At 64.3% G+C, this 20,791-nt stretch carries 19 protein-coding genes; 7 read left to right on the top strand and 12 right to left on the bottom strand.

The window, feature by feature from the left end:
* Positions 1-14: 14 nt before the first annotated feature.
* The 5 genes from JNC62_RS01015 to JNC62_RS00995 all read right to left on the bottom strand — a co-directional run bounded on the left by JNC62_RS01015 (position 15) and on the right by JNC62_RS00995 (position 5,058).
* Positions 15-998 carry a magnesium transporter CorA family protein gene (locus JNC62_RS01015; RefSeq protein ID WP_374835090.1) on the bottom strand — a complete coding sequence of 328 codons (984 nt, stop codon included), beginning with the start codon at positions 996-998 and terminating at the stop codon, positions 15-17.
* 145 nt (positions 999-1,143) lie between these two features.
* On the bottom strand, positions 1,144-2,295 hold the full coding sequence (apbC, locus tag JNC62_RS01010; protein WP_374835088.1) for an iron-sulfur cluster carrier protein ApbC: 1,152 nt from the start codon (positions 2,293-2,295) through the stop codon (positions 1,144-1,146).
* A gap of 156 nt (positions 2,296-2,451) precedes the next feature.
* Entirely contained in the window at positions 2,452-3,195 is a 744-nt protein-coding gene (locus JNC62_RS01005; protein ID WP_374835086.1) for a helix-turn-helix transcriptional regulator, read from the bottom strand.
* 85 nt (positions 3,196-3,280) lie between these two features.
* Complete coding sequence (locus JNC62_RS01000; protein WP_374835085.1) at positions 3,281-4,105, bottom strand: LuxR family transcriptional regulator; 825 nt, start codon at positions 4,103-4,105, stop codon at positions 3,281-3,283.
* 155 nt (positions 4,106-4,260) lie between these two features.
* Positions 4,261-5,058 (bottom strand): IclR family transcriptional regulator, encoded by a 798-nt coding sequence (locus tag JNC62_RS00995; protein ID WP_374835083.1) that lies wholly within the window; start codon positions 5,056-5,058, stop codon positions 4,261-4,263.
* Positions 5,059-5,264: 206 nt separating this feature from the next.
* Here JNC62_RS00995 and JNC62_RS00990 point away from each other — a divergent pair, with 206 nt between their 5' ends.
* The 4 genes from JNC62_RS00990 to JNC62_RS00975 all read left to right on the top strand — a co-directional run bounded on the left by JNC62_RS00990 (position 5,265) and on the right by JNC62_RS00975 (position 8,584).
* Positions 5,265-6,182, top strand: a complete 918-nt coding sequence (locus tag JNC62_RS00990; RefSeq protein WP_374835081.1) for a 2-dehydro-3-deoxygalactonokinase — start codon at positions 5,265-5,267, stop codon at positions 6,180-6,182.
* Positions 6,183-6,217: 35 nt separating this feature from the next.
* Entirely contained in the window at positions 6,218-6,850 is a 633-nt protein-coding gene (locus JNC62_RS00985) for a 2-dehydro-3-deoxy-6-phosphogalactonate aldolase (protein ID WP_374835079.1), read from the top strand.
* Position 6,851: 1 nt separating this feature from the next.
* A complete protein-coding gene (locus JNC62_RS00980; protein WP_374835077.1) occupies positions 6,852-7,736 on the top strand; it encodes an SMP-30/gluconolactonase/LRE family protein in 885 nt (294 codons plus the stop codon).
* Positions 7,737-7,936: 200 nt separating this feature from the next.
* Complete coding sequence (locus JNC62_RS00975; protein ID WP_374835075.1) at positions 7,937-8,584, top strand: PRC-barrel domain-containing protein; 648 nt, start codon at positions 7,937-7,939, stop codon at positions 8,582-8,584.
* Between the two features lie 91 nt (positions 8,585-8,675).
* Here the strand turns inward: JNC62_RS00975 and JNC62_RS00970 are convergent, their stop codons facing one another.
* Positions 8,676-10,226 carry a trimethylamine methyltransferase family protein gene (locus tag JNC62_RS00970; RefSeq protein WP_374835073.1) on the bottom strand — a complete coding sequence of 517 codons (1,551 nt, stop codon included), beginning with the start codon at positions 10,224-10,226 and terminating at the stop codon, positions 8,676-8,678.
* A gap of 88 nt (positions 10,227-10,314) precedes the next feature.
* On the opposite strand from JNC62_RS00970, the gene JNC62_RS00965 reads away from it, so the two are divergent.
* Positions 10,315-11,244 carry a LysR substrate-binding domain-containing protein gene (locus tag JNC62_RS00965; RefSeq protein WP_374835071.1) on the top strand — a complete coding sequence of 310 codons (930 nt, stop codon included), beginning with the start codon at positions 10,315-10,317 and terminating at the stop codon, positions 11,242-11,244.
* 9 nt (positions 11,245-11,253) lie between these two features.
* Here the strand turns inward: JNC62_RS00965 and JNC62_RS00960 are convergent, their stop codons facing one another.
* The 3 genes from JNC62_RS00960 to JNC62_RS00950 form a co-directional block, all read right to left on the bottom strand.
* Positions 11,254-11,571: a PilZ domain-containing protein gene (locus tag JNC62_RS00960; RefSeq protein WP_374835642.1), complete on the bottom strand. Its 318-nt coding sequence runs from the start codon at positions 11,569-11,571 to the stop codon at positions 11,254-11,256.
* A 133-nt stretch (positions 11,572-11,704) separates the two neighbouring features.
* Positions 11,705-13,063: a putative bifunctional diguanylate cyclase/phosphodiesterase gene (locus tag JNC62_RS00955; RefSeq protein ID WP_374835069.1), complete on the bottom strand. Its 1,359-nt coding sequence runs from the start codon at positions 13,061-13,063 to the stop codon at positions 11,705-11,707.
* Positions 13,064-13,196: 133 nt separating this feature from the next.
* Positions 13,197-14,912 carry a response regulator gene (locus tag JNC62_RS00950; RefSeq protein ID WP_374835067.1) on the bottom strand — a complete coding sequence of 572 codons (1,716 nt, stop codon included), beginning with the start codon at positions 14,910-14,912 and terminating at the stop codon, positions 13,197-13,199.
* 286 nt (positions 14,913-15,198) lie between these two features.
* On the opposite strand from JNC62_RS00950, the gene mutL reads away from it, so the two are divergent.
* Complete coding sequence (gene mutL, locus JNC62_RS00945; protein ID WP_374835064.1) at positions 15,199-17,016, top strand: DNA mismatch repair endonuclease MutL; 1,818 nt, start codon at positions 15,199-15,201, stop codon at positions 17,014-17,016.
* A gap of 154 nt (positions 17,017-17,170) precedes the next feature.
* On the top strand, positions 17,171-17,395 hold the full coding sequence (locus JNC62_RS00940; RefSeq protein ID WP_374835062.1) for a DUF2093 domain-containing protein: 225 nt from the start codon (positions 17,171-17,173) through the stop codon (positions 17,393-17,395).
* A 41-nt stretch (positions 17,396-17,436) separates the two neighbouring features.
* Here the strand turns inward: JNC62_RS00940 and lpxK are convergent, their stop codons facing one another.
* The 3 genes from lpxK to waaA form a co-directional block, all read right to left on the bottom strand.
* The gene (lpxK, locus tag JNC62_RS00935) at positions 17,437-18,477 is read right to left on the bottom strand and encodes a tetraacyldisaccharide 4'-kinase (protein ID WP_374835060.1); all 1,041 of its coding nucleotides are present in this window, start codon (positions 18,475-18,477) and stop codon (positions 17,437-17,439) included.
* Between the two features lie 240 nt (positions 18,478-18,717).
* The gene (locus JNC62_RS00930; protein ID WP_374835640.1) at positions 18,718-19,455 is read right to left on the bottom strand and encodes an HAD family hydrolase; all 738 of its coding nucleotides are present in this window, start codon (positions 19,453-19,455) and stop codon (positions 18,718-18,720) included.
* An 11-nt stretch (positions 19,456-19,466) separates the two neighbouring features.
* Positions 19,467-20,780 (bottom strand): lipid IV(A) 3-deoxy-D-manno-octulosonic acid transferase, encoded by a 1,314-nt coding sequence (waaA, locus tag JNC62_RS00925; protein ID WP_374835058.1) that lies wholly within the window; start codon positions 20,778-20,780, stop codon positions 19,467-19,469.
* Positions 20,781-20,791: the final 11 nt, after the last annotated feature.

Genomic DNA, 20,791 nt, shown 5'->3' with positions numbered 1-20,791 from the left:
GTTTTGAACAGGCCCTAGAGCCAGCCTTTCCAGCGAAAGAAGAAAAAGGGTACCACAGCTGACACAACCATCGCGCCCAGCGACAACGGATAGGCGTAGGCAAGGTGCAGTTCCGGCATGAACTCGAAATTCATGCCGTAGATCGACGCGATCAGGGTCGGCGGCAGCAACACGACCGATGCGATGGAAAAGATCTTGATAATCTGGTTCTGCTCCAGATTGATCAAGCCCAGCGAGGCGTCGAGCAGGAACGAGATGTTGCTCGCGATGAAGTTCGCGTGCTCGGAAAGCGACTGGATGTCGCGCGAAACGGTGCGGCACAGTTCCCGACTGTCCAGGTCCGCCTGCAACGGCGGCACGGTGTAGAGGAATATCATCAGCCGCGACAGCGACATCAGGCTGTCGCGTGTCTTCGCCACCAGCCGATGCAGGGCGGAAACCGCCACCAGCCGCTCTTCGAGATAGCGCGGCGCCCGTCGATGCGTATGGCGCCTGTCGCTGAACACTTCCAGCGAGAGCTTGTCTGCCGTTGCGACGGACACCTCGAGAATCTCGGCCGTTCGATCGACGATCGTTTCCAACAGACGCGTGATGATTGCCGTGCCCGTGCCGCAGCCCCCCGCCAACCGCGGCATGGCCGCCCGGAAGAGCTCGAACGAGCGAGGTTCGGCATAACGGATCGTCAGGAGGCAACGATCCGTCAGGATGAAGGCGATGTCGGTCAGTTCCGGGTGATCGCTATCAGCCTTCCAGACCACTGAGGCCGTCATGTAGACCGTGCCGTTCTCGGTGTAGAGCCGGCTCGACGGCTCGATATCCTTCAACTCGTCGCGTGTGGGCACGTCGATATCGAGGATCTTCTCGACGAAAGCATCTTCTTCATGGGTCGGCGAGAGGAGGTCCACCCAAACGACATCCGGCGGAACCGCATGGGAATCCGCCAGCATTTCGGGCGAAAGAAGCACAGCTTCCCCGCTGGAACGATAGACCGTTATCACCTGCGGGCGGCTCCGAAGAAGACCAAACGCGCACCTTTGCCCAAATTAACGCCAAGCGGTCGGCAGGGCGGATGCGCATATTGCGCAGCGCGGTTCCGAAATCAAGTCCCCGCCCCTTGACGGTGACGGGCGGAAACGGCCGACCTCAGTCGAAGACGATGCTCGGCGCGGCGTGGGCGCCAGTCGCCTGCCGTGCCTTCAGCTCGCTCCACACGCAAGCGGCAATCTCGCGATAGGTCTTCGCCGCCACCCCTTCCGGATCCGAGACCACAACCGGGGTTCCGGCGTCCGACGTTTCGCGGATCTCCATCGTCAACGGCACCTCGCCGAGGAAGGGAACGCCGATCTTTTCGGCTTCCCTGCGCGCGCCGCCATGGCCAAAGATGTCGTAGCGGTTACCGGTGTCAGGCGCGATGAAATAGCTCATGTTCTCGATCAACCCGAGCACCGGCACCTCGACCTTGTTGAACATGTTCAGACCCTTGCGGGCGTCGATGAGCGCCAGGTCCTGCGGCGTGGACACAATCACGGCACCGGCAAGTGGCACCTGCTGCGCCATCGTCAGCTGGGCGTCGCCCGTTCCCGGCGGCATGTCGACGACCAGAACGTCGAGTTCACCCCATGCCACCTCCCGCAGCATCTGCATCAATGCCGACTGGATCATCGGGCCGCGCCAGATCATCGCCACGTCCTCATCGACGAGGAAGCCCATGGACATCACCCTGATGCCGTAATTTTCCATCGGCTTGATGATGCGGTTTTCGATCTGCTGCGGACGGCCGGAAATCCCGAGAAGGCGTGGCATCGAGGGGCCGTAGATGTCGGCGTCGAGAATACCGACGCGAAGGCCGTTGGCCTTAAGCGCAAGCGCCAGATTGACCGAGGTGGTCGATTTTCCGACGCCGCCCTTGCCCGAGGCAACCGCGATGATGGCGCCAACGCCGGGGACTCCCGTCTTGGCGCGCTGCGGCTGCTGGCCGGGTGCGCCGTGCGCATGTGCCGCCTGCGGCGCCGGTCGCGTCACCGGTGCCGATCCCGCGCCGGCCCTCTTGTCGGCCGTCAGCGCCACCATCGCCGCCTTCACGCCGGGGATGTCGCGCACCACACGCTCCGCCGCGGCGCGCATGGGATCAAGCTCCTTTGCCCGCTCCGCCGGGACCGTGATCGAGAAGTAGACCTTGCCGTCGGAAATGAACACGTCGGAGACCAGCCCGAGGTCGACGATATTGCCGTCCATGTCCGGCCCGCGAACCGACTTGAGCTTTTCCAGTACCAGGTCCTTCGAAACGTCCGTCATGCAAACCTCGCCGATCTTCGTTGGCGCCTTGATAGCGCATTCCCGGTCGAAGCGGAACGGTATTCGGCACGCTTGCCCGTTCGATGCCGGCCGGTGCGGCAAGATGCCCGGTCAATGCCGTGCCGCAGCGACGCCACTGCGCCGCGCCGCAGCACTTCAGGCAATGAAGCCGCGACGGATCGCCTTGACCACGGCCTGGGTGCGGTTCACCGCCCCGAGCTTGCGCGTCACCTGATTGAGGTAGTGATTGATCGTGTGTTCGGAGAGGCCGAGGATCTCGGCAATCTCCAGGCTCGTCTTGCCGGCGGCAGTCCAGCTCAGGCACTCGATCTCGCGCTCCGTCAACACCACCTGCCCGGTTTTCCAGGCTGCGCCGATCTCCGCAAGGCGATTGAACACCTGTATCGAGATCATCTGCAACAACAGCCGATCATCAAAGCCCAGCGCGCGCTTCTCGCCGCTCCAGACAATCGCGCCGCGATTGCCAAGCGCGTCGTGAACGGGGAAGACGTGTGCCGCCTGCATGCCATGACGCTGAAAAAATTCTGCGAGGTCGGTCAGATCCTCGTCCTGCCCGGCATCGTCGACCCAATTTGCCAAGTCGAGGGAGAACGGGACCGTCGACGCCCGGAGCTTGCGTATACCGGGGCTGCGGCGAACCAGATTGAGGGCATCATACCTGGCGATGACCTCCGAGGGAAAATTGCTGACAATGGAGTGCGTGGCCAGCTTTTCCGCGTCGAAACCGGGGAGCAGAAAGACGATGAAGTGTTTTAACGAAAAAGTTTCACCCGTTCGCCGCAGAAAACGCATCACGTCGAACTGAGTCTCGAGGGCCGCAATCTCGGCGCTGGCATCAATGCCGTTCGGTTCCTCGCGAGCTTCTTCTTCCGCCGTCATGTCGTTCTGCATCCTTGCTCTGCGCCCCCTGCAAGCTTTTGCTTGGATCGGCGGCATTCGCAACCGCGCCGCGCCTCCACAACGCTCAATTCAGCAGCCCGGCGCGAATTGCCTTGGCAACCGCCTGAACGCGATTGACCGCATCCAGTTTGCGCGTTGCCCGGTTCAGGTAGTGATTGACCGTATATTCGGACAGGCCAAGGATTTCGGACATCTCGGCGCTCGTCTTGCCGGCCGATGCCCAGGACAGGCATTCAATTTCGCGGCGCGACAGCGATGCACTCACCCGGGCCTCACTGCGAAACTCGAGCACCCTGGTGAAGGCGAGGTTGGCGATCGCGTTCAATTCCGCCATCTCCATGTGGGTCAGCACGGATCGGCTGCCGCCAAATGCAAGGGCGCCACGCTGTCCGAGGGGATTGTGGGCGGGGAAATACGCACCCCGGGGCAGACCGTATTGCGCAAACAGGCGAATGGCGATCTGCGCCTTGCCATCATGCCGGGCGCTGTTGGTGCTGATCATGTCATAGGTAAATGGATTCGTGCTGCGCCGCAGATGGTGAATGACCGGACTGCCCAGGATCAATTCCGCCTGGTCGTACCCCCGCAGCATCTCGTCAGGCCAGGTCGTCATCAGGACATGGGGCGAAATTTCAGTCGATGCGCTGGCGGGAACATTGATCAGGAGGTAGTGGGAAAGGCCATACTCGTTCGTCACATGGGACAGGAGCGTGGACACGTCGCGTTCCGAACCGACCTCGGCAAAGCGACGCGCCCAGTGAGGCGGAGTCCGTGATGCCATCCCAAGAAGATGTTCGGTCATTCCAAGTCTTTCTGCCGTGAACCGCGGCGTGCAAGCGTTGGGACGCAAACCGGCCCGGCACACTTCGTACCTTTCCTCCAGGAACATGCCTTGGCGCGGCTTCTTCCTCGCAAGGCAACGACGAAGCACCCAGAAATGTTCACTCAGAAGTGGAAGCTAACCACGCCCCCGAAGTCCGTCCAGCGCATTTTGCTAATTTACCGTAAAATGGCTTCGAGACTGCTGCCATCCGATGGCTCCGGCTAGCGAGAGGGGCCGAGCCGGGCGGCAATTTCCTCGGTGATCGTGGCCGCCACCCTCTGGACCAGCGGTGCCCAGGCCTGCAGCACCTCTTCGCCGACGCGGTATGCAGGTCCTGTCACCGACACACCTCCCACAAAGCTTAGCGCTGGATCGGCAATCGCAGCCGCCACGCAGCGAATTCCCGGCTCGTGCTCTTCCCGGTCGAAGGCATATCCCGCCGTGCGGATCGCCTCGAGTTCCACCCTCAGCGCTCCGAGGCTGGTGATCGTCTGCGCCGTGAAGCACCGAAACGGAGCATCGCGCAGAAGATCGGCCAGATGCGGCTCCGGCAAGACTGAAAGGGCGGCCTTGCCGACCCCGGTGCAATAGGCGGGCGAGGCCTTGCCGATCTGCGAAGTCATCCGCACCGCCTGGCGGCTTTCAACCTTGTCGAGATAGATGATCTCCGCGCCTTTCAGCACGCCGAGGTGGACCGTCTCGCCGGTCAGTTCATGCAGTGTCTGCAAATGCGGGGCTGCCAATCGGCGCAGGTCGCTGCGCGCCCAGGCGCTGGAGGCAAGCTTCAGCAAGCGAAGGCCGGGCTCGTAGCAATGGTCGGCGTTGAGGTCGAGCAGCCCCTCTTCGAGCAGGTGGCTCAACTGGCGGTGCAGCGTGCCGCGCGGCTGACCCGCCCGCTCCAGGATCTCGGTGAAGCGCATCGGCCGGTCCGAAAGTGCGACCAGTTCGAGGACGGCGATCGCCTTGCCGAGTGTCCCCGTGTTCGAAGCACCGGATTCCACCCCATTCCGCCTGGCCATGTCCCCTCCGCGCGATCGCTTGACAAGCTCGAACTGGTGAACATAATTCCATATATTCAAACCGAATTCCATATACTGGAACACCTTATCGCGTTCATTCTGAAGTCGGCAAGGAGACCGCCATGTCCGGTGCGCGCCGCATCCTCTCCGGAACTACGAGATCGCGGCGCGCTGACCGCGCAATCCATCGATAGAGGGGTATTTTGATGGTGAAACCAGCCTATGTCGCAGTCGACTGGGGCACCTCCAGTTTTCGTCTGTGGCTGATCGGCAGCGACGGCAGCGTCCTTGCTGAACGGCGCAGCAACGAAGGCATGACGGCGGCGGCGGCGACCGGCTTTGGCGCGGTGCTGGCGAACCATCGCCAAGCCGTATCGGCTCCCGCAGACCTGCCGGTGATCATCTGCGGCATGGCCGGCGCCCGGCAGGGTTGGGTCGAGGCCGGCTACCTCGACGTTCCCGCCGCGCTTTCCACGATTCCCTTTGCCGCCGTGCGCGTGCCCGATGTTGCAGCCGACATCCGCATCCTGCCGGGCCTTGCCCAGCGCGACAGCGCGCATCCCGACGTCATGCGCGGAGAAGAAACACAACTCCTCGGCGCTCTTAACGATCTGACCGATGCGCACAGCCTCGTCTGCATGCCCGGCACCCACAGCAAGTGGGTGCATGTCGCGGACGGCTTGGTGACCCGGTTCCACACCTTCATGACCGGAGAGCTTTTCGACGCCGTTGCAAGGCACACGATCCTCAAGCACTCGATCGCCGACGCAGGTGCAGTTGACGGCGGCAGCGACGCCTTTCGGCAGGCCGTCGAGGAGGTCATCCGCAATCCGACTGCTGCAACCAGCCTTCTCTTCGGTGCCCGATCGGGGGCACTCCTTAACGGTCTATCCCCGGCGGATGCCAAAGCGCTGATCTCCGGCACCCTGATCGGCCTTGAAATCGCAGGCGCGCTTGACGCTGGCCAGCCGGGGGCGCCCGTGGTCCTCGTCGCCTCGGGCGCGCTTGGTTCGCTCTATGAAAGCGCACTGGATTGCGCCGGGGTCAAGCCGATGATCGTCGACGCCGATAATGCCGTCCGCGCCGGGCTCGCCGTGGCCGCGCGCAGCCTCTGGGCCCTTTGAACTTTTATCGCCAGTCTCCCGAAGGACGATTGCCTATGAACCGCATCCCCTTTCCCGCGATGAAGCGTCCGCTCATCGCCATTTTGCGCGGGCTGAAGCCCGCCGAGACCGAGGGGGTCGTCGGCGCCCTGATCGAAGCCGGCTTTACGGCGATCGAGATCCCGCTGAACTCGCCCGATCCGTTCCGTTCGATCGAGACCGCCGCGAAAATGGCACCGAACGGCTGCCTGATCGGTGCCGGAACGGTGCTGACGACGGATCAGGTCGAACACCTCGACGCCGTCGGCGGACGCCTGATGGTAAGCCCGAATGTCGAACCGGCGGTGATCTCGCTCGCCGCGGCCAAGGGGATGGTAACGATGCCGGGTGTCTTCACGCCGACCGAAGCCCTTGCTGCCGCGCGGGCAGGTGCCAGCGGGCTCAAGTTCTTCCCCGCCAGCGTGCTCGGGCCGTCCGGCATACACGCGATCCGCGCCGTTCTGCCCGCCGATCTCGAAATCGCTGCGGTAGGCGGCGTTTCGGAGAAAAATTTCGCCGACTATGCAAAGGTGGGCATCAGCAGCTTCGGCCTCGGTTCGAGCCTTTACCAGCCGGGCATGGCCGCCGCGGACGTCGCCACGCGCGCCCGCGCAACGATCGCAGCCTATGACCGCGTCTATGGAGGCTGACATGACGGACATCGTCCCCTTCACCGGCCGGACGCTGTGTCCGGTCGAGAGCGAACTCGGCGAAGGGCCGAGCTACGATCCCGCGACCGACACCGCCTGGTGGTTCGACATCACCGCCCGCAAGCTGCACGAACTGCACGTGTCCTCGTCGACGAAGCGGGTCCACGACCTGCCCTTCATGGGCAGCGTCATCGCCACGATTGACCCGTCGCGCCAGCTGATCGCCTCCGACCAGGGTCTTTTCGTTCGCGAAACAGAGTCGGGAAAGCTCGAACACTTTGCCACGATCGAGGACAAGCCCGGCAACCGATCCAACGACGGCCGCGTGCACCAGAGCGGCGCGCTCTGGATCGGGACGATGGGATATAATGCCGAGAAGGACGCCGGCGCCATCTACCATGTCGCCGGCAGCGTGGTGACGCGGCTCTTTTCCAGCATCACGATCCCGAACGGCATCTGCTTTTCGCCGGACGGCGCCACCGCCTATTTCACCGATACCACCGTCAACGACCTGATGCGCGTCGCGGTCGATCCAAGGACCGGCCTGCCGGTCGGTGCGCCCGAGGTGCTCAGCCAGCACAAGGGCGAGCCCGGCGGCATAGACGGCGCGGTCTGCGATGCGGACGGGCTGATCTGGAACGCCCGCTGGGGTGCCGCGACCATCGACGTGTACCGGCCGGATGGCATGAGGGTCCGGCGCTACGCGGTGCCGGCGACACAGGCGACCTGCCCGGCTTTCATTGGCGCCGCGGCGGACCGGCTGCTTGTCACTTCGGCCTGGCAGGGGATGGACGAGCGCGCGCGGGCAGCGGATCCGGAAGCGGGCCGCACATTCGAACTCGGCATCGCCGTGAGGGGGCGGTTCGAACCGGCCTTCCGGCTCTGAAACCGGCACGATCGCCGCTCATGTTGCAGCTTCGGCTTGTCGTCCGAAGCTGTTTTCATTGGCGAAACGGCTTGGGAACGCCATTTCTGCGGAACCATTCGTCGGCAAGCGAGTTCTGGAAACATCAACTGGTGCGGACGGACGAGCAGCAAAGCATCCGCCGCCCTTGATATCCAACGCAGAAGAAAGGCAGGGTTATCATGACCAAGACGCTTCTCACTTCCGTGGCCGCTGGTGCAATTCTCCTCGGCGCGGCCGTCGCTCCGGCAGCGTTCGCGCAGGACACGACGCAACCCGCGCAGCCGGAGACGCACACGCAGATGAAGACGGATCAGTCGCCGGCCATGCCTGACGCCAGTGCCGATCCGGTCAAACCGATGGACAACGCCCAGACGACGCCATCCACGGACCCGGCTGTCACGACTGCGATGGACAAGACCTATCTGACCGAGCAGTCGCCGGATGAGATCAGCGCCAACACCTATATCGGCCAGTCCGTCTATAACGCAGCGGACGAGAGCATCGGCTCGATCCACGACCTGATCATCGAGAAGGACGGCGGCATCACCGCTGCAGTCATCGGTGTCGGCGGCTTCCTGGGGATCGGCGAGAAGTGGGTCGCCGTACCGTTCGGCAACATATCGATAGCCCAGGCGCCCGATGGCGGCGAGGTCAAGCTGACCACCACCGAAACGGCGGAAAGCCTGCAGGCAGCGCCGGAGTTCAAGACGCTGACGCAGAAGGTCGCCGAACGCTCCACGGTCGATACGACCGCAACCGGCTCTACGACCATGGCGCCGGCTCCCGCGACACCGGCTCCGGCTCCGACAACGGAACCCGCGAACTAAGCGGGCGGCAGGAGCGCCAAGCCCGGCAACCCATGAGGTCTGCCGGGCTTGTTCGTTACGCGGCCGTCAGCCGCTCACAACGGCGGGATGGTCAGTACCACGCATCGGCCATCCCGGCCTTGCGTCGTTCGACATAGTCGCAGAGCGCCTCGTCGATGGCTTCATCCAAAGGCGGCGCCTCGTATTCGGCAAGCATCTTCTTCCACTGCCGATTGGCGCGCGTGGCAATATCCGTGGAGCCACCCTCCCCGCTCCACTTCTCGAAGGGTTCGTTGTCCGATAGCGTCGAATCCCAGAAGGCGGTCTGGTAGTTGCGCATCGTGTGGTCGCAGCCCAGGAAGTGGCTGCCCGGCCCGACCTGCAGGAAGGCGTCCATCGCCAGCGTGTTGTCGTCGACCGTGACGCCGGCGAGATAGGAGTGCAGCGCCCCGCACAGGTCGGCATCCATCACGAACTTCTCGTAGGACATGGCGAGCAGACCGTCGAGGAAGCCGGCGGAATGCAGGATGAAGTTTGCGCCGCAATGGATCGCCGACAGCATCGACATCAGCCCTTCCTGCACCGCCTGCCCGTCCGGCAGCTTCGAATTGGAAAAGTTGCCGGCGCAGCGCAACGGCAGCTTCAGCCGCCGGGCGAGCTGGCCGATCACCATCGAGCCGATGGCCGGTTCCGGCGTGCCGAAGGTCGGCGAGCCGGACCGGAGCGACATGGAGGAGAGGAAGTTGCCGAAGATAACCGGCGCGCCCTTGCGTTCCAGCTGAGTCAGCGCACAGCCGGCAAGGGTTTCCGCATAGGACTGGGCGATCGCGCCGGCATTCGTCACCGGACCCATGGCGCCGCCAAGGATGAAGGGGACGATCACCGCGGCCTGGTTCGCACGGGCATAGGCCCGCAGCGACCGCGTCATGGTGCCGTCCCAGACAAGCGGCGAGTTGACGTTGACGTTGCCGAGAATGACGCAGTTTTTGTCGACGAAATCGGCGCCGAACAGGATGCGCGCCATGTCGATCGAATCTTCCGCCCGCTCCTCCGCCGTGATCGACCCCATGAAGGCCCGGTCGGAATACTTGATATGGCTGTAGACCATGTCGAGATGGCGTTTGTTGACCGGCACGTCGACCGGTTCGCAGATCGTGCCGCCGGAATGGTGCAGCCAGGGGCTGGACTGGGCCAGCTTGATGAAGTTGCGGAAATCCTCGATCGTGCCGTAGCGCCGTCCCTTGTCGAGATCCATGACGAAAGGCGAACCGTAAGCCGGAGAGAAGACGACGTTGTTGCCGCCGATCTCGACATTGTTGGCAGGATTGCGGGCAAACTGCGTGAACTGTGCGGGCGCGGTCGACACGATCTCGTTGAGCATGGCCGGCTCGAAGCGCACGAGCAGGCCGTCGACCTTGGCGCCGGCCCGCTTCCAGTGATCGATCGCAGCCGGATCGTCGCGGAACTCGATGCCGACCTCGGCGAGGATCCGGTCGGCGGTGCGCTCGATCTTCTGCAGGTTTTCCTCTGACAGGATGTCGTAGGTCGGGATGTTGCGCTGGATGTAGGGGACACCCTTCACCTGGGCGGTTCCCTCGCGGCGCTGCGGCCGTCCTCCTCTCCCGCGCCGTGTCGCGTTTTCAACTGTCGCCGTCGCCACCATGTCTTCCTCCATAACTGCAAGGGAGGCTAGACGGGAATAATGCCCCTGTAACGCTGGAAAAAACTTGGGGCAGATATAAGCTGGATTTATGGAAACACTTCGCCGCCTTCTGCCTTCCGCAGCCAGCCTGATCGTCTTCGAGGCGGCCGGGCGCCACCAGAACTTCACCCATGCGGCCAAGGAACTTGGCATGACCCAGGCCGCAGTCTCCTACGCCATCCGCGGCCTGGAGGAGCAGCTCGGCGTGCCGCTCTTCCACCGCGTCCATCGTGCCGTGGCACTGACCGACGCGGGCGAACGCTTCCACACCGAGGTCTCGGTCGGCCTCTGGCGGATCCAGAAGTCGGCCGAGGACATCCGCGCAAAGGGGCGCGAGGTCAACGTGACCCTCGCCGCCTCCACGGCGTTTGCTTCGATGTGGATGTTGCCGCGGCTGGCAAAGCTGCGCGAGGATCTTCCGGAAATCGATCTCCGGATCCAGACGAGCGTCCGCGACCTCGACCTGGAGGAGGAGCCGATTCCACTCGGCATCCGCGGCGGCGATCCCGCCAAATGGCCGCGCTACCATGCCGCCCTGCTCGCCCCTGAGGTGATCACCGCCGTCGCCAGTTCCGCCTTTATTGACGCGCATGGCATGCCGAGGACACCGCAAGAGCTGTTGCGCCAGCCGCTGATCCATCTGGAGGAGCCGGTGCGGCAGGCCTGCGACTGGCCGGAGTGGTTCGCAAGCGCGGGATTGCGCTATCCGGCACAATCCCGGCGCCTCGCCATCAACGACTATGTGCTCGTGATCCAGGCTGTTCTGGCGGGCGAAGGCATCGCGCTCGGCTGGCAGCACCTGATCGCCCAGCAGATCGGATCCGGCGCACTGGTGCCAGTCGGCGGGCACGTATTGGAGACGGGATTGGCCTTCTACGTGGTCTGGCCGCGGTCTCGGGAACTCAACAGCCAGGCGCGGCGCGTGCGCGACTGGCTGCTGGCGGAAGGCAGGCGGGAGCGTCCGCCGACAGATAGCTGACGCGGTCGGTCAGCGGCGCATGACGGGCTTCACTTCCTCGTGGAAGAAGCGGAAGTAGGAGGAAATCTGCGCCAGCGCATTGGTGTTGAGCTTGTACTGAATACCGAGGCGGCCGTTGTTGTACCAGCGAACCGTCCCCGTCAACTGGCCCAGTTCCTCGCTTTCGATGGTGACGATCTGACCGGGCATGATCCGGATCGGCTTTTCGATATCGAGCGCCATGCCGGTCGGCGAAAGGTCGACGACCCTTGCACGGCTTTTCTCGTGCATCACTTTCACCGTAGCGAAAATTCGCACCTTTGAACGGTCGTTGGTCCGGACTGGCATATCCTTGATGTTCTGTAGCATCCCATTTGCCCCTTATTCTTGTTTGGATGCCGTAACGTTAGGTCCGGTGGCTTTATTTCCGGCTAAGGCGGATGGAAAACAGATGGTTAACCGCTCATCGCCGGAACGGGCTTCAGCCGTGCGCCAATTCGGGTTCGATGCGCATGTAGCGGTCGGCCAGGAAGCGCATCGTCGCGACCGCGTCGGCAGGCTTGCCGTAGAAATAGCCCTGCCCCATGCCGCAGCCGAGCGCCTTCAGTTTCAGCGCCTCGGAGAAATCCTCGATACCTTCCGCCACGACCTCCAGGTCGAGCCCCTCGCACATGGCGACGATTGCCTTGATGATGTGTTCGGACACGCGGTCGTCGGAAATGCGTGAAACGAAGGCACGGTCGATCTTCACCTTGTCGAAGGTGAAATCGCGCAGGCGGCCGAGACTGGACTGGCCGGTGCCGAAATCGTCCAGCGAGACGCGCACGCCCGCGCCGCGCAGCTCCGCCACGATCTTCTGCGCCGTCGCCGCATCGGTCATGACTGCCGTCTCGGTGATTTCGAGCTCAAGCCGCCGCGGGTCCAGCCCGACCCGGTTGAGGATCGCCAGCGTCGTCAGGCTGGTCTTCGGGTCCATCAGTTGCGCCGACGAGAGGTTGAAGGACAAAAACAGTTCCTTCGGCCAGGACAGCGCCGCTTCCGCCGCCTTGCGCAGCAACGTGTCGGAGAGCGTATCGATAAAGCCGCGCTCCTCCGCAAGCGGCACGAAAACGGCCGGCGACACGTAACCGAGATCGGCATCGCACCAGCGCGCAAGCGCCTCGAAGCCGACCACCATGTCGTTGCGCAGGCTGACGATCGGCTGGAAATGCACATCGACCTCGTTGGCCATGATCGCGTTGCGCAGCGCCTGCTCCAGATGGGTGGCGCGCTTCATCTCCTGGGCAATTTCCTGCGAATAGACGGTCACCTGCCCGCGGCCACGACGCTTCGAACGATAGAGGGCGGTGTCGGCGCTCTTCAAGAGGTCGGTGAAGTCCTCGCCGGCAAAGGGGTAGATCGCAAGCCCGAAGGACGCCGACAGCCGGACATTGCGGTCGCCGAGATCGAACGGCGCCGAAAGCACTTCGCGCAGCATATGCCCGAGCTTTTCAGCGCCCTTGCGCTCGAACACGAGCGGGAACAGAAAGGCGAACTCGTCGCCGCCGTGGCGCGTTACCGTCGCTCCGTCCGGAATGCAGGCTTTCAGGCGATGGGCGACCTGGCAGAGGATCTCGTCGCCGGCCTCGGGTCCGAACAGATCGTTGATCGGCTTGAACCCGTCGAGATTGGCGATCCCTACGGCGAAGGGTGCCGGATCGTCCGCACGTTCCGCGGCGAGCTGGCGCACCTTGTCGCGCAGGCGGTAGGTGTTGCCCAGACCCGTTAGCGGGTCCGTGTAGGCCATGGCATGCAGATCGCTCGTGGAAACGTCCGTATCCGAATACTCACCCGATTTCATTTACCGACTTTCCCGATACGTACCATCTGCGGATGCCAGGATGAGGCACGAGACTTAACAAAGACATAGCAGGCGATTTCACGATCGCCCCTGTCACCCCCGAAAAGTGGGGAGTTGACGGGGATTCGCGCCCTCATGCGGCGTTCTGCGCGCGTCTCTGCGTCACGAACCGGTTGTAGACGCTTTCGATCATGTCCGGGCTGACCGGCTTTGTGATGTAGTCGTCCATGCCGGCATCGAGGCAGTTCTGCATGTCGACGTTCAACGCCTGGGCGGTCACCGCGACGATGGGCGTCCGGGTGTGGAGCGTCTTCTCCGCCTCGCGGATCTCGAGGGTTGCATCCAGACCGTTCATGACAGGCATGGCAATGTCCATGAGCACCAGTCGCGGCTGGTGCTTGCGCCACAGAGCGACCGCCTCCTCGCCGTTCTCAGCGATCCGGTGCGAGACGCCCATGCCCTCCAGGATCTGCGAAAAGACGAACTGATTGATCTGGTTGTCCTCGGCGACCAGCACCTCGATATCGCCCTGAACGATCATCGCGTCGGCGTCTGTCGCGATATACCAGTCGTCGAACAGCGCCGAGGGGGTGAGAACATCGGTCGGCATGGCCTCCGCCGCCGCATGCGGCTCCACCAGTGCCCGAAAGAAGTCGACCCCGATCCGGTCCGGCGTGACGACCCGCACCGATAGGCCGCCGGCCTCGGCGATGGCCTCGTAGCCATCCATGGTGTCGTCGACCAGTACGAGGTCGAGGCCAACGCCGTAACTGTTCGCGGCGTCGAGAACGGCATAAAACTCGTCAAGCGAGCGGACCGCGCCGCAGTCGGCGCCGCGCGCCTGCAACTGGCCGATCAGCAACTCTTCGGTCCGCCGCGTCGGTGTCACCAGAAGGATCCGCTTGCCGGCGATATCTGTCTCGTCGTCCTGGCACCACTGCAGCAACAGCCGCGTCTCCGCCTCACGAACCGGATCGAAGCAGACTTCGGCTTTGCGGAATCGGGTCGTCGCGCGCAAGGTGACACCATCCGCCGCCATCTCTTCCTTCGGTTCCACGATATGGGTCACGTCGTCCATGATCGTGATGAGAATGAAGTTGTCCGGGGAACCGATCCGGTATTTGCGCGTGACGACGTAAAGGTGGCTGCCGTCTGTTCCCACGATACGCTCTTCGCATCGAAAAGGTATGCCGGTTTCCAGAACGTCGCGGTCGCTTGTGTCGATGCGCGTCGCATTTTCGGCATCAACCAGATCCCAAACCGTGCGGCCAAGGATCGCCCCGCTCTCTGAACCATGGATGGCGCAAAACGCCTTGTTCACGGCGACGTAGGCGAGATTCTTGTCCTTGACGATGAGCGGATGCGGCAGCGTGTCGAGCACCTGCTCGGTCAGCGCGACCCGTTCCAGATCGGCGCGCCACTGCTCTTCCTGCTTGCGCTGCTCCGAGACGTCGCTCAACGTCGAGATATTGTAGCCGTTCGGCAGGCGGCGCTTGCGAAACAGCACCCAGCGGTCCTTGCCAAGCCGCTCCACCATCTCGTGCTGCTCACGCCAATGGGCGGATATGCGCGCCGAGATCCATTCCTCGCGATTGATCACCTTGTGCCGCTGTTCCGGAGGAATGCCGTAGCGAATGCCCGCGTCGAAGATGGCGCCCAGCACATCGCGCAGGCGCGCGCCGGGTCGCACGACATCGGGGGGGATCGGCAGGAAACGGTGGATCTGCCGGCTGGCGAAGACGAGGCAATCGTTTCGGTCATAAACGAACACACCCACGCCCAGGAGGTCGCACGCCGCGTCGAACATACCGGATTGGATGTCTGCGTCGATGGACGCACCATCGTTCATTCTCTGCAGTCCCCGCCGCCCATGCGATTACGCCAACCATGCTGATCAGGCAGAATGCCCTTGGACGCGAGGAATTCAGCGGCCAGCAGCGCTGAAATGGTCCGCCGGTAGATCCGGCCAGCTTGTGCTCATACAAGCCAGAGCGGCAGCTTGGCAGCATTTTATTAAAGTCGAATTAAGCGACGGAAGCGGCACGAAAATCCGCTCCCGGCGGAAAAGCCGGGAGAAGCGGAACCCTGAAACTTTGACCCTTTTCACGCGAGCGCGAATCCCGGAAAATGCGACCATGTCGATACGCCAGCTCTCCGAAACCCTGATCAACCAGATTGCCGCCGGCGAAGTCATCGAGCGGCCGGCAAGCGCGGCCAAGGAACTGATCGAAAACGCCATCGACGCGGGGGCGTCCCGGATCGAGATCGCCACGGCGGGCGGCGGCAAGACGCTCCTGCGGGTGAGCGACAACGGCTCGGGGATGTCGCCCGGCGATCTGGCGCTTGCTGTCAGGCGCCATTGCACATCGAAGATCGACCACAGTCTCGACGACGTGCGCACGCTCGGTTTTCGTGGCGAGGCCCTCCCCTCGATCGGCTCGGTGGCGAAGCTGTCGATCCAGAGCCGGACGGCCGATGCTCCCGAAGGCTCGGAGATCACCGTGGTCGGCGGGCGTGTGGAACCGGTGCGGCCGACGCCGGCCAATCGCGGCACGGTGGTCGAGGTGCGCGACCTGTTCTTTGCCACGCCCGCGCGGCTGAAATTCATGAAGAGCGAGAAGGCGGAGGCCGCCGCCATCACCGAGGTGGTGCGCCGGATGGCGATCGCCTTCCCGGCGATTCGCTTCGTGCTGTCCGGGCCGGACCGCTCGACGCTGGAGCTGCCGGCCACCGGAAGCGACCGGCTGGCCCGCATCGCCCAGGTGCTGGGCAAGGATTTCCGCGACAACGCGATCGAGATCGATGCCGAACGCGAGGGCGTGCGGCTGACCGGCTTTGCCGGGGTGCCGACCTTCAACCGCGGCAACAGTCTGCAGCAATTCGCCTTCGTCAACGGGCGGCCGGTGCAGGACAAGTTGATCTGGTCGGCGCTGCGCGGGGCCTATGCCGAGACGGTGCCGAGCGGTCGCTATCCGGTCGCCGTCCTCGAAATCGCCATCGACCCGGAACTGGTCGACGTCAACGTGCATCCGGCGAAGTCGGATGTTCGCTTTCGCGATCCCGGACTGGTGCGTGGTCTGATCATCGGGGCGATCCGCCAGGCGCTCACGCGCGAGGGCGACCGCGCCGCCACGTCCGGCGCTGCCGGGTTGATGCGGGCGTTCCGGCCGGAGACGGCTCGCCCCTCAAAGGCCTGGAGCCCGTCGACCTCCCCCTATCGGCCGCTCGCGGGCCAGCCTGCCGTGAACGGTTTTTCGGAGACCCGCCAGGCCGGCTTCGACCAGGCCGGCTTCGACATGGGCATCCAGCCCTCGGCGCGCACCGAGCCGTTGGCTCCGATGGCCGCGCCCGCCGCCGATGTGGAACCGCAGCGTCATCCGCTCGGCGCAGCGCGGGCGCAACTGCACGAAAACTATATCGTCGCGCAGACCGAGGACGGCCTCGTCATCGTCGACCAGCATGCCGCGCATGAACGGCTTGTCTTCGAGGCGATGCGCACCGCGCTGCATGCGCGCCCCATCCCGGCGCAGGCGCTTCTCATTCCGGAAATCGTCGATCTGCCGGAGGACGACTGCGACCGCCTCGTCGCCCATGCGGAGGCTTTCGCGAGGTTGGGCCTCGGCATCGAGCGCTTCGGGCCGGGCGCAGTCGCCGTCCGGGAGACACCGGCGATGCTCGGCGAGATGGATGCCGCCGGCCTGGTCCGGCAGCTCGCCGACGAACTCGCGGAATGGGACACGGCGAACGGGCTTGCCAGCCGGCTTGACTATCTTGCCGCGACCATGGCCTGCCACGGTTCGGTGCGCTCGGGGCGGCGCATGCGGCCGGAGGAAATGAACGCGCTTTTGCGGCAGATGGAAACCACCCCGGGCTCCGGCCAATGCAACCATGGCCGGCCGACCTACATCGAACTGAAGCTCGCCGACATCGAACGCTTGTTCGGCAGAAGCTGAAACCGCTGGCGTTCGGCGACACGCCACGATATGGCACAGGAATGACGGCCATGCCGGAGCACAGGGCGAGACGGCAAACAGGAACCTGCCGACCATGAGCGCCTCGCGACGCCCCTTCCCGGCCAGCAGGCGCAGGCAACAGGAGACGCGGACGATGAACCGAATTGAAGGAAGCCGTGAGGCCAAGATCCGTTACCTCGATGGCGATTTCCAGATCCTGATGCCCGGCGCCTACGTTGTCTGCGCCGTGACCGGAGAACAGATTCCTATCGACGAGCTGCGCTACTGGAGCGTTGCCCGCCAGGAGGCCTATGTCGATGCGGCCGCATCCTTCGAAGCGGAAAAACGCGCCGGCGCGCTTCCAAATCAGGCCGGCTGAGGTCCGCAAAAGCGCGGGACGCGCGCCTGCCGTTCACGCCTTCAGCGGTTTCGCGGGGTTCCTAGCCTGCGCTTGCGGGCAGTTTCCAGGGCCGCCTCGATGATCTTGTCCGGTGCGCGCGGGTCATCGAACCGGATCTCGACCTCGATCACGCGGCTCTTCGCCCTCAGTTCCTCCGATCGCCCGTGCCCGCCCGCAAGGCGCACGCTGTCCTTGGCCGTCGTCACGATGCCGTAGCCATGCGCCTCGGCGTGGTCGAGGATGTCGGCAACCTCGTCGTCGGAGAGGTGGTGGTGATCCGGAAAGCTGCGGGTGTCGTAGAGCGACGCGCCGGTACTCTCGACAGTGCGGAAGAACTTTTCGTTGTCGGCAAGCCCCGACCAGGCCAGCACCGGCCTGTCGACGAGGTCCGACACATCGACGGTCGCAAGCGTCGCCGTATGGACCGCCTTGCCGGCCCGCGACGCCTGGCGGATCAGCGCGTCTGCCGCGTTTCCATCGCCGATCACCAGAAGAGCCGACGCCTGCCGCATCTGTTCGGACAGCGGCGCCCGCACGGGACCGCTCGGTATCAGGTAGCCATTGCCGATGCCGCGCCGCGAGTCGACGACGAGCAGCGCATGGTCGAAGACAAGCCGGGCACTCTGGAACCCGTCGTCCATGATGATGAGGTCGACGCCTTCGTCCACGAGCCGCCGCGCCCCGCCGACGCGACGACGCGAGATCACTGTCAGTGCCTCGCGCGCCAACAGCAGCGGTTCGTCGCCGACATCGCGGGCGCGGTGACGATCAGGATCCACCACGGTGATGACGTCCAGCGAGCCGCCATAGCCTCGGCTGAGAAACCCGGGGCGCAGGCCGCGCGCCTTGGCGGCACGGGCAAGCGCGATCGAGGTCGGCGTCTTACCGGCGCCGCCGACGGTGAAATTGCCGACGCAGATGACCGGCACCGGAATGGCGGTCCGGCGCGCACGCCGCATGCGGGCCCCGGCAATCAAGCCGTAGAGCCGCGACGCCGGCCACAGCGCGTAGGCGCGCCAATCCGGCTTCATCCACCAGAACGGCGGAGCCTCAGAAACCATTCCATCCCCCGATCCGATCGCCTTGCGACGGCAAGCCCCTGCGAACATGGCTGGGTAAAGTCTCGATTGCGGCGCATTCCGCTGCCCAAGCCCGCCGCAATCGCACCAAAGCGTGTCGCGAACTTTCAGATTCGCTTGCCACGCTTTGGACCCTTGTTTTTTCGCATTTGTCCCGAAACCGGTTCCCACTTGCGGGACACATGCCTAACAATGCCCGGAAAACGAAGGAATGCAACGGTTTCAGGCGATTACCCGGCGCGGTGCACCGTCGTCGGGCAACAGTGCGTGCAATTCGGTGATGTCGTTGAGGCAATAGTCGGAAGCCGCCGCCAGGGATTCTCGCGAACCGGTTCCCGTGAGAACCGCGACCGTCAACCCGGCGCCGGCGCGACGTCCCATGTGCATGTCGTGGTTATTGTCGCCAACGACGGCGACCTCGTGCGGATCGAGGCCGGTCGCGGCGCAGAAGCCCAACACCATGCCCGGCTCCGGCTTGATGCCGAAGCCGCTGTCGTAGCCGGCCACGTAGTGGAGATACTGGTCGAACCCGAAGCGGCGCGCCGTCTGCCGGATGGACTGCTCGTTGTCGCTCGAGGCGACGCCGAGGCGATAGCCCTTGCCGTGCAGCGCGGCGAAGAACCCGGCGAGGTCGGTCACGGCCACAGCCAGCGACGCCGATTGGGCGAAAAGCCCGTCGAACAGTGTCGAAAGCTCCACCACCGTCATCGGCGAACCGGCGGCAACCATGCCCTCGGCGATCTCGACGGTATTGCCGGCGGCAAGCAGCGTATCCGGCGCGACGTGACCGGTATCCGGGTCCATGCCGCCGGCGACGAGCAATCGGCGGGCCAGGCCCTCGTCGCCCTTGGCGGCGATGCGCGCGAGTTCGTAGTTCACCGGAACCCAGCTTTTCGCATAGTCGAGCAGCGTTCCATCCTTGTCGAACAGGATGCCGGAAATCGTCCGTGTCTTTTCCATGGTGATGTCGCTCATGGGGCCTCGCGTGGATGGAGGCGCGCCTTTACCGTCAAGGGGTTGAGATAGGGTTCGAGGCCGCGCACCGTTTCCGTCAGCGCACCGCGCATCTCCTGCAACGAATCCTGTCCGGCGGCGATCATCTTGTGGCGCATGTCGTCGTTGACGAGGAGATAGCCAACACCCTTGGCCAGCATCTCGACGTCGCGCACCATCCTGGCGCAGCCGCTCTTGGCAAGCCGTTGATAGCTATCGCGGAAATTCTGGACATTCGGGCCGGACAGAACGGCGCAGCCAAGCATCGCCGGCTCGAGCGGGTTCTGCCCGCCCTCGCCGAAAAGCGAGCGGCCGACGAAAGCAATTTCCGTCATGCGCAGGTAGAGGCCCATTTCGCCGATCGTGTCCCCCAGAAAAACATCGGTGTCCGCCGTGAGCGGATCGTTGCGCGTCCGGCGCGCCACCTTCAGCCCCCTGGCGACAAGCGCCTCCTCGATCGCGTCTGCACGCTCCGGATGGCGCGGCACGATGATGGTGAGAATCCCGAGGTGCTCCTTCAGCATGGCGTGAACGGTGCCCGCCGCCAGTTCCTCGCCGTCGAAGGTCGAGATCGCCGCCCAGGTCTTCCGGGGGCCGAGCTGGCTGCGGTAGGCGGCGAGAACGGCGGGATCATGCGGAGGCGCGTCGGTATCGACCTTCAGGTTGCCGGAGACGAGCACCGGCAGGGCGCCGAGGGTGCGGAAGCGTTCTGCGTCCGCGTCCGACTGGGCAATGACAAGGGCGAACTTCTCGAACAACGCGTCGGCGATCGCCGGGCGCTTCTTCCAGCGCGCAAACGAGCGGTCGGACATCCGCCCGTTGACCAGCACCTGGGCGATGTGCCGCGCACCAAGCTCCAGAATGGTCATCGGCCAGATCTCCGATTCCACCATGATCGCCAGGTCCGGCTGCCAATGGTCGAGAAAGCGCCCGATCACGGGTTTCAGGTCGAGCGGCACGTACTGGTGGATGACGCTATCGCCCAGTCGTTCCCGGGCAACGCGGGCCGATGTGACGGTACCGGTGGTCAGCACGACGCTGATCCCCCGCCGGCGCACCTCCCGGATCAGCGGCGACACCGCGTTGGTCTCCCCGACGCTCGCCGCATGGATCCAGACCAGCGGTCCGGCCGGCCGCTCGACGCTCGCGCGGCCGAAGCGCTCGCTGCGGCGGCCCCGCTCCTCCTTGCCCTTCGCAGCCCGGTAGGCCAGGTAGGGGCGCATGACCGGGTAGAGGCCGAGGCCGACCCAGCGATAGGCGGAGAGCGCCAGGCGCGCGAGAGCATTGCTCATCGGCACCTGCC

Source organism: Mycoplana ramosa (genome assembly GCF_041930185.1).
GTDB classification, from domain to species: Bacteria; Pseudomonadota; Alphaproteobacteria; order Rhizobiales; family Rhizobiaceae; genus Mycoplana; species Mycoplana ramosa.
This window is presented reverse-complemented; position numbering and strand designations above follow the sequence as displayed.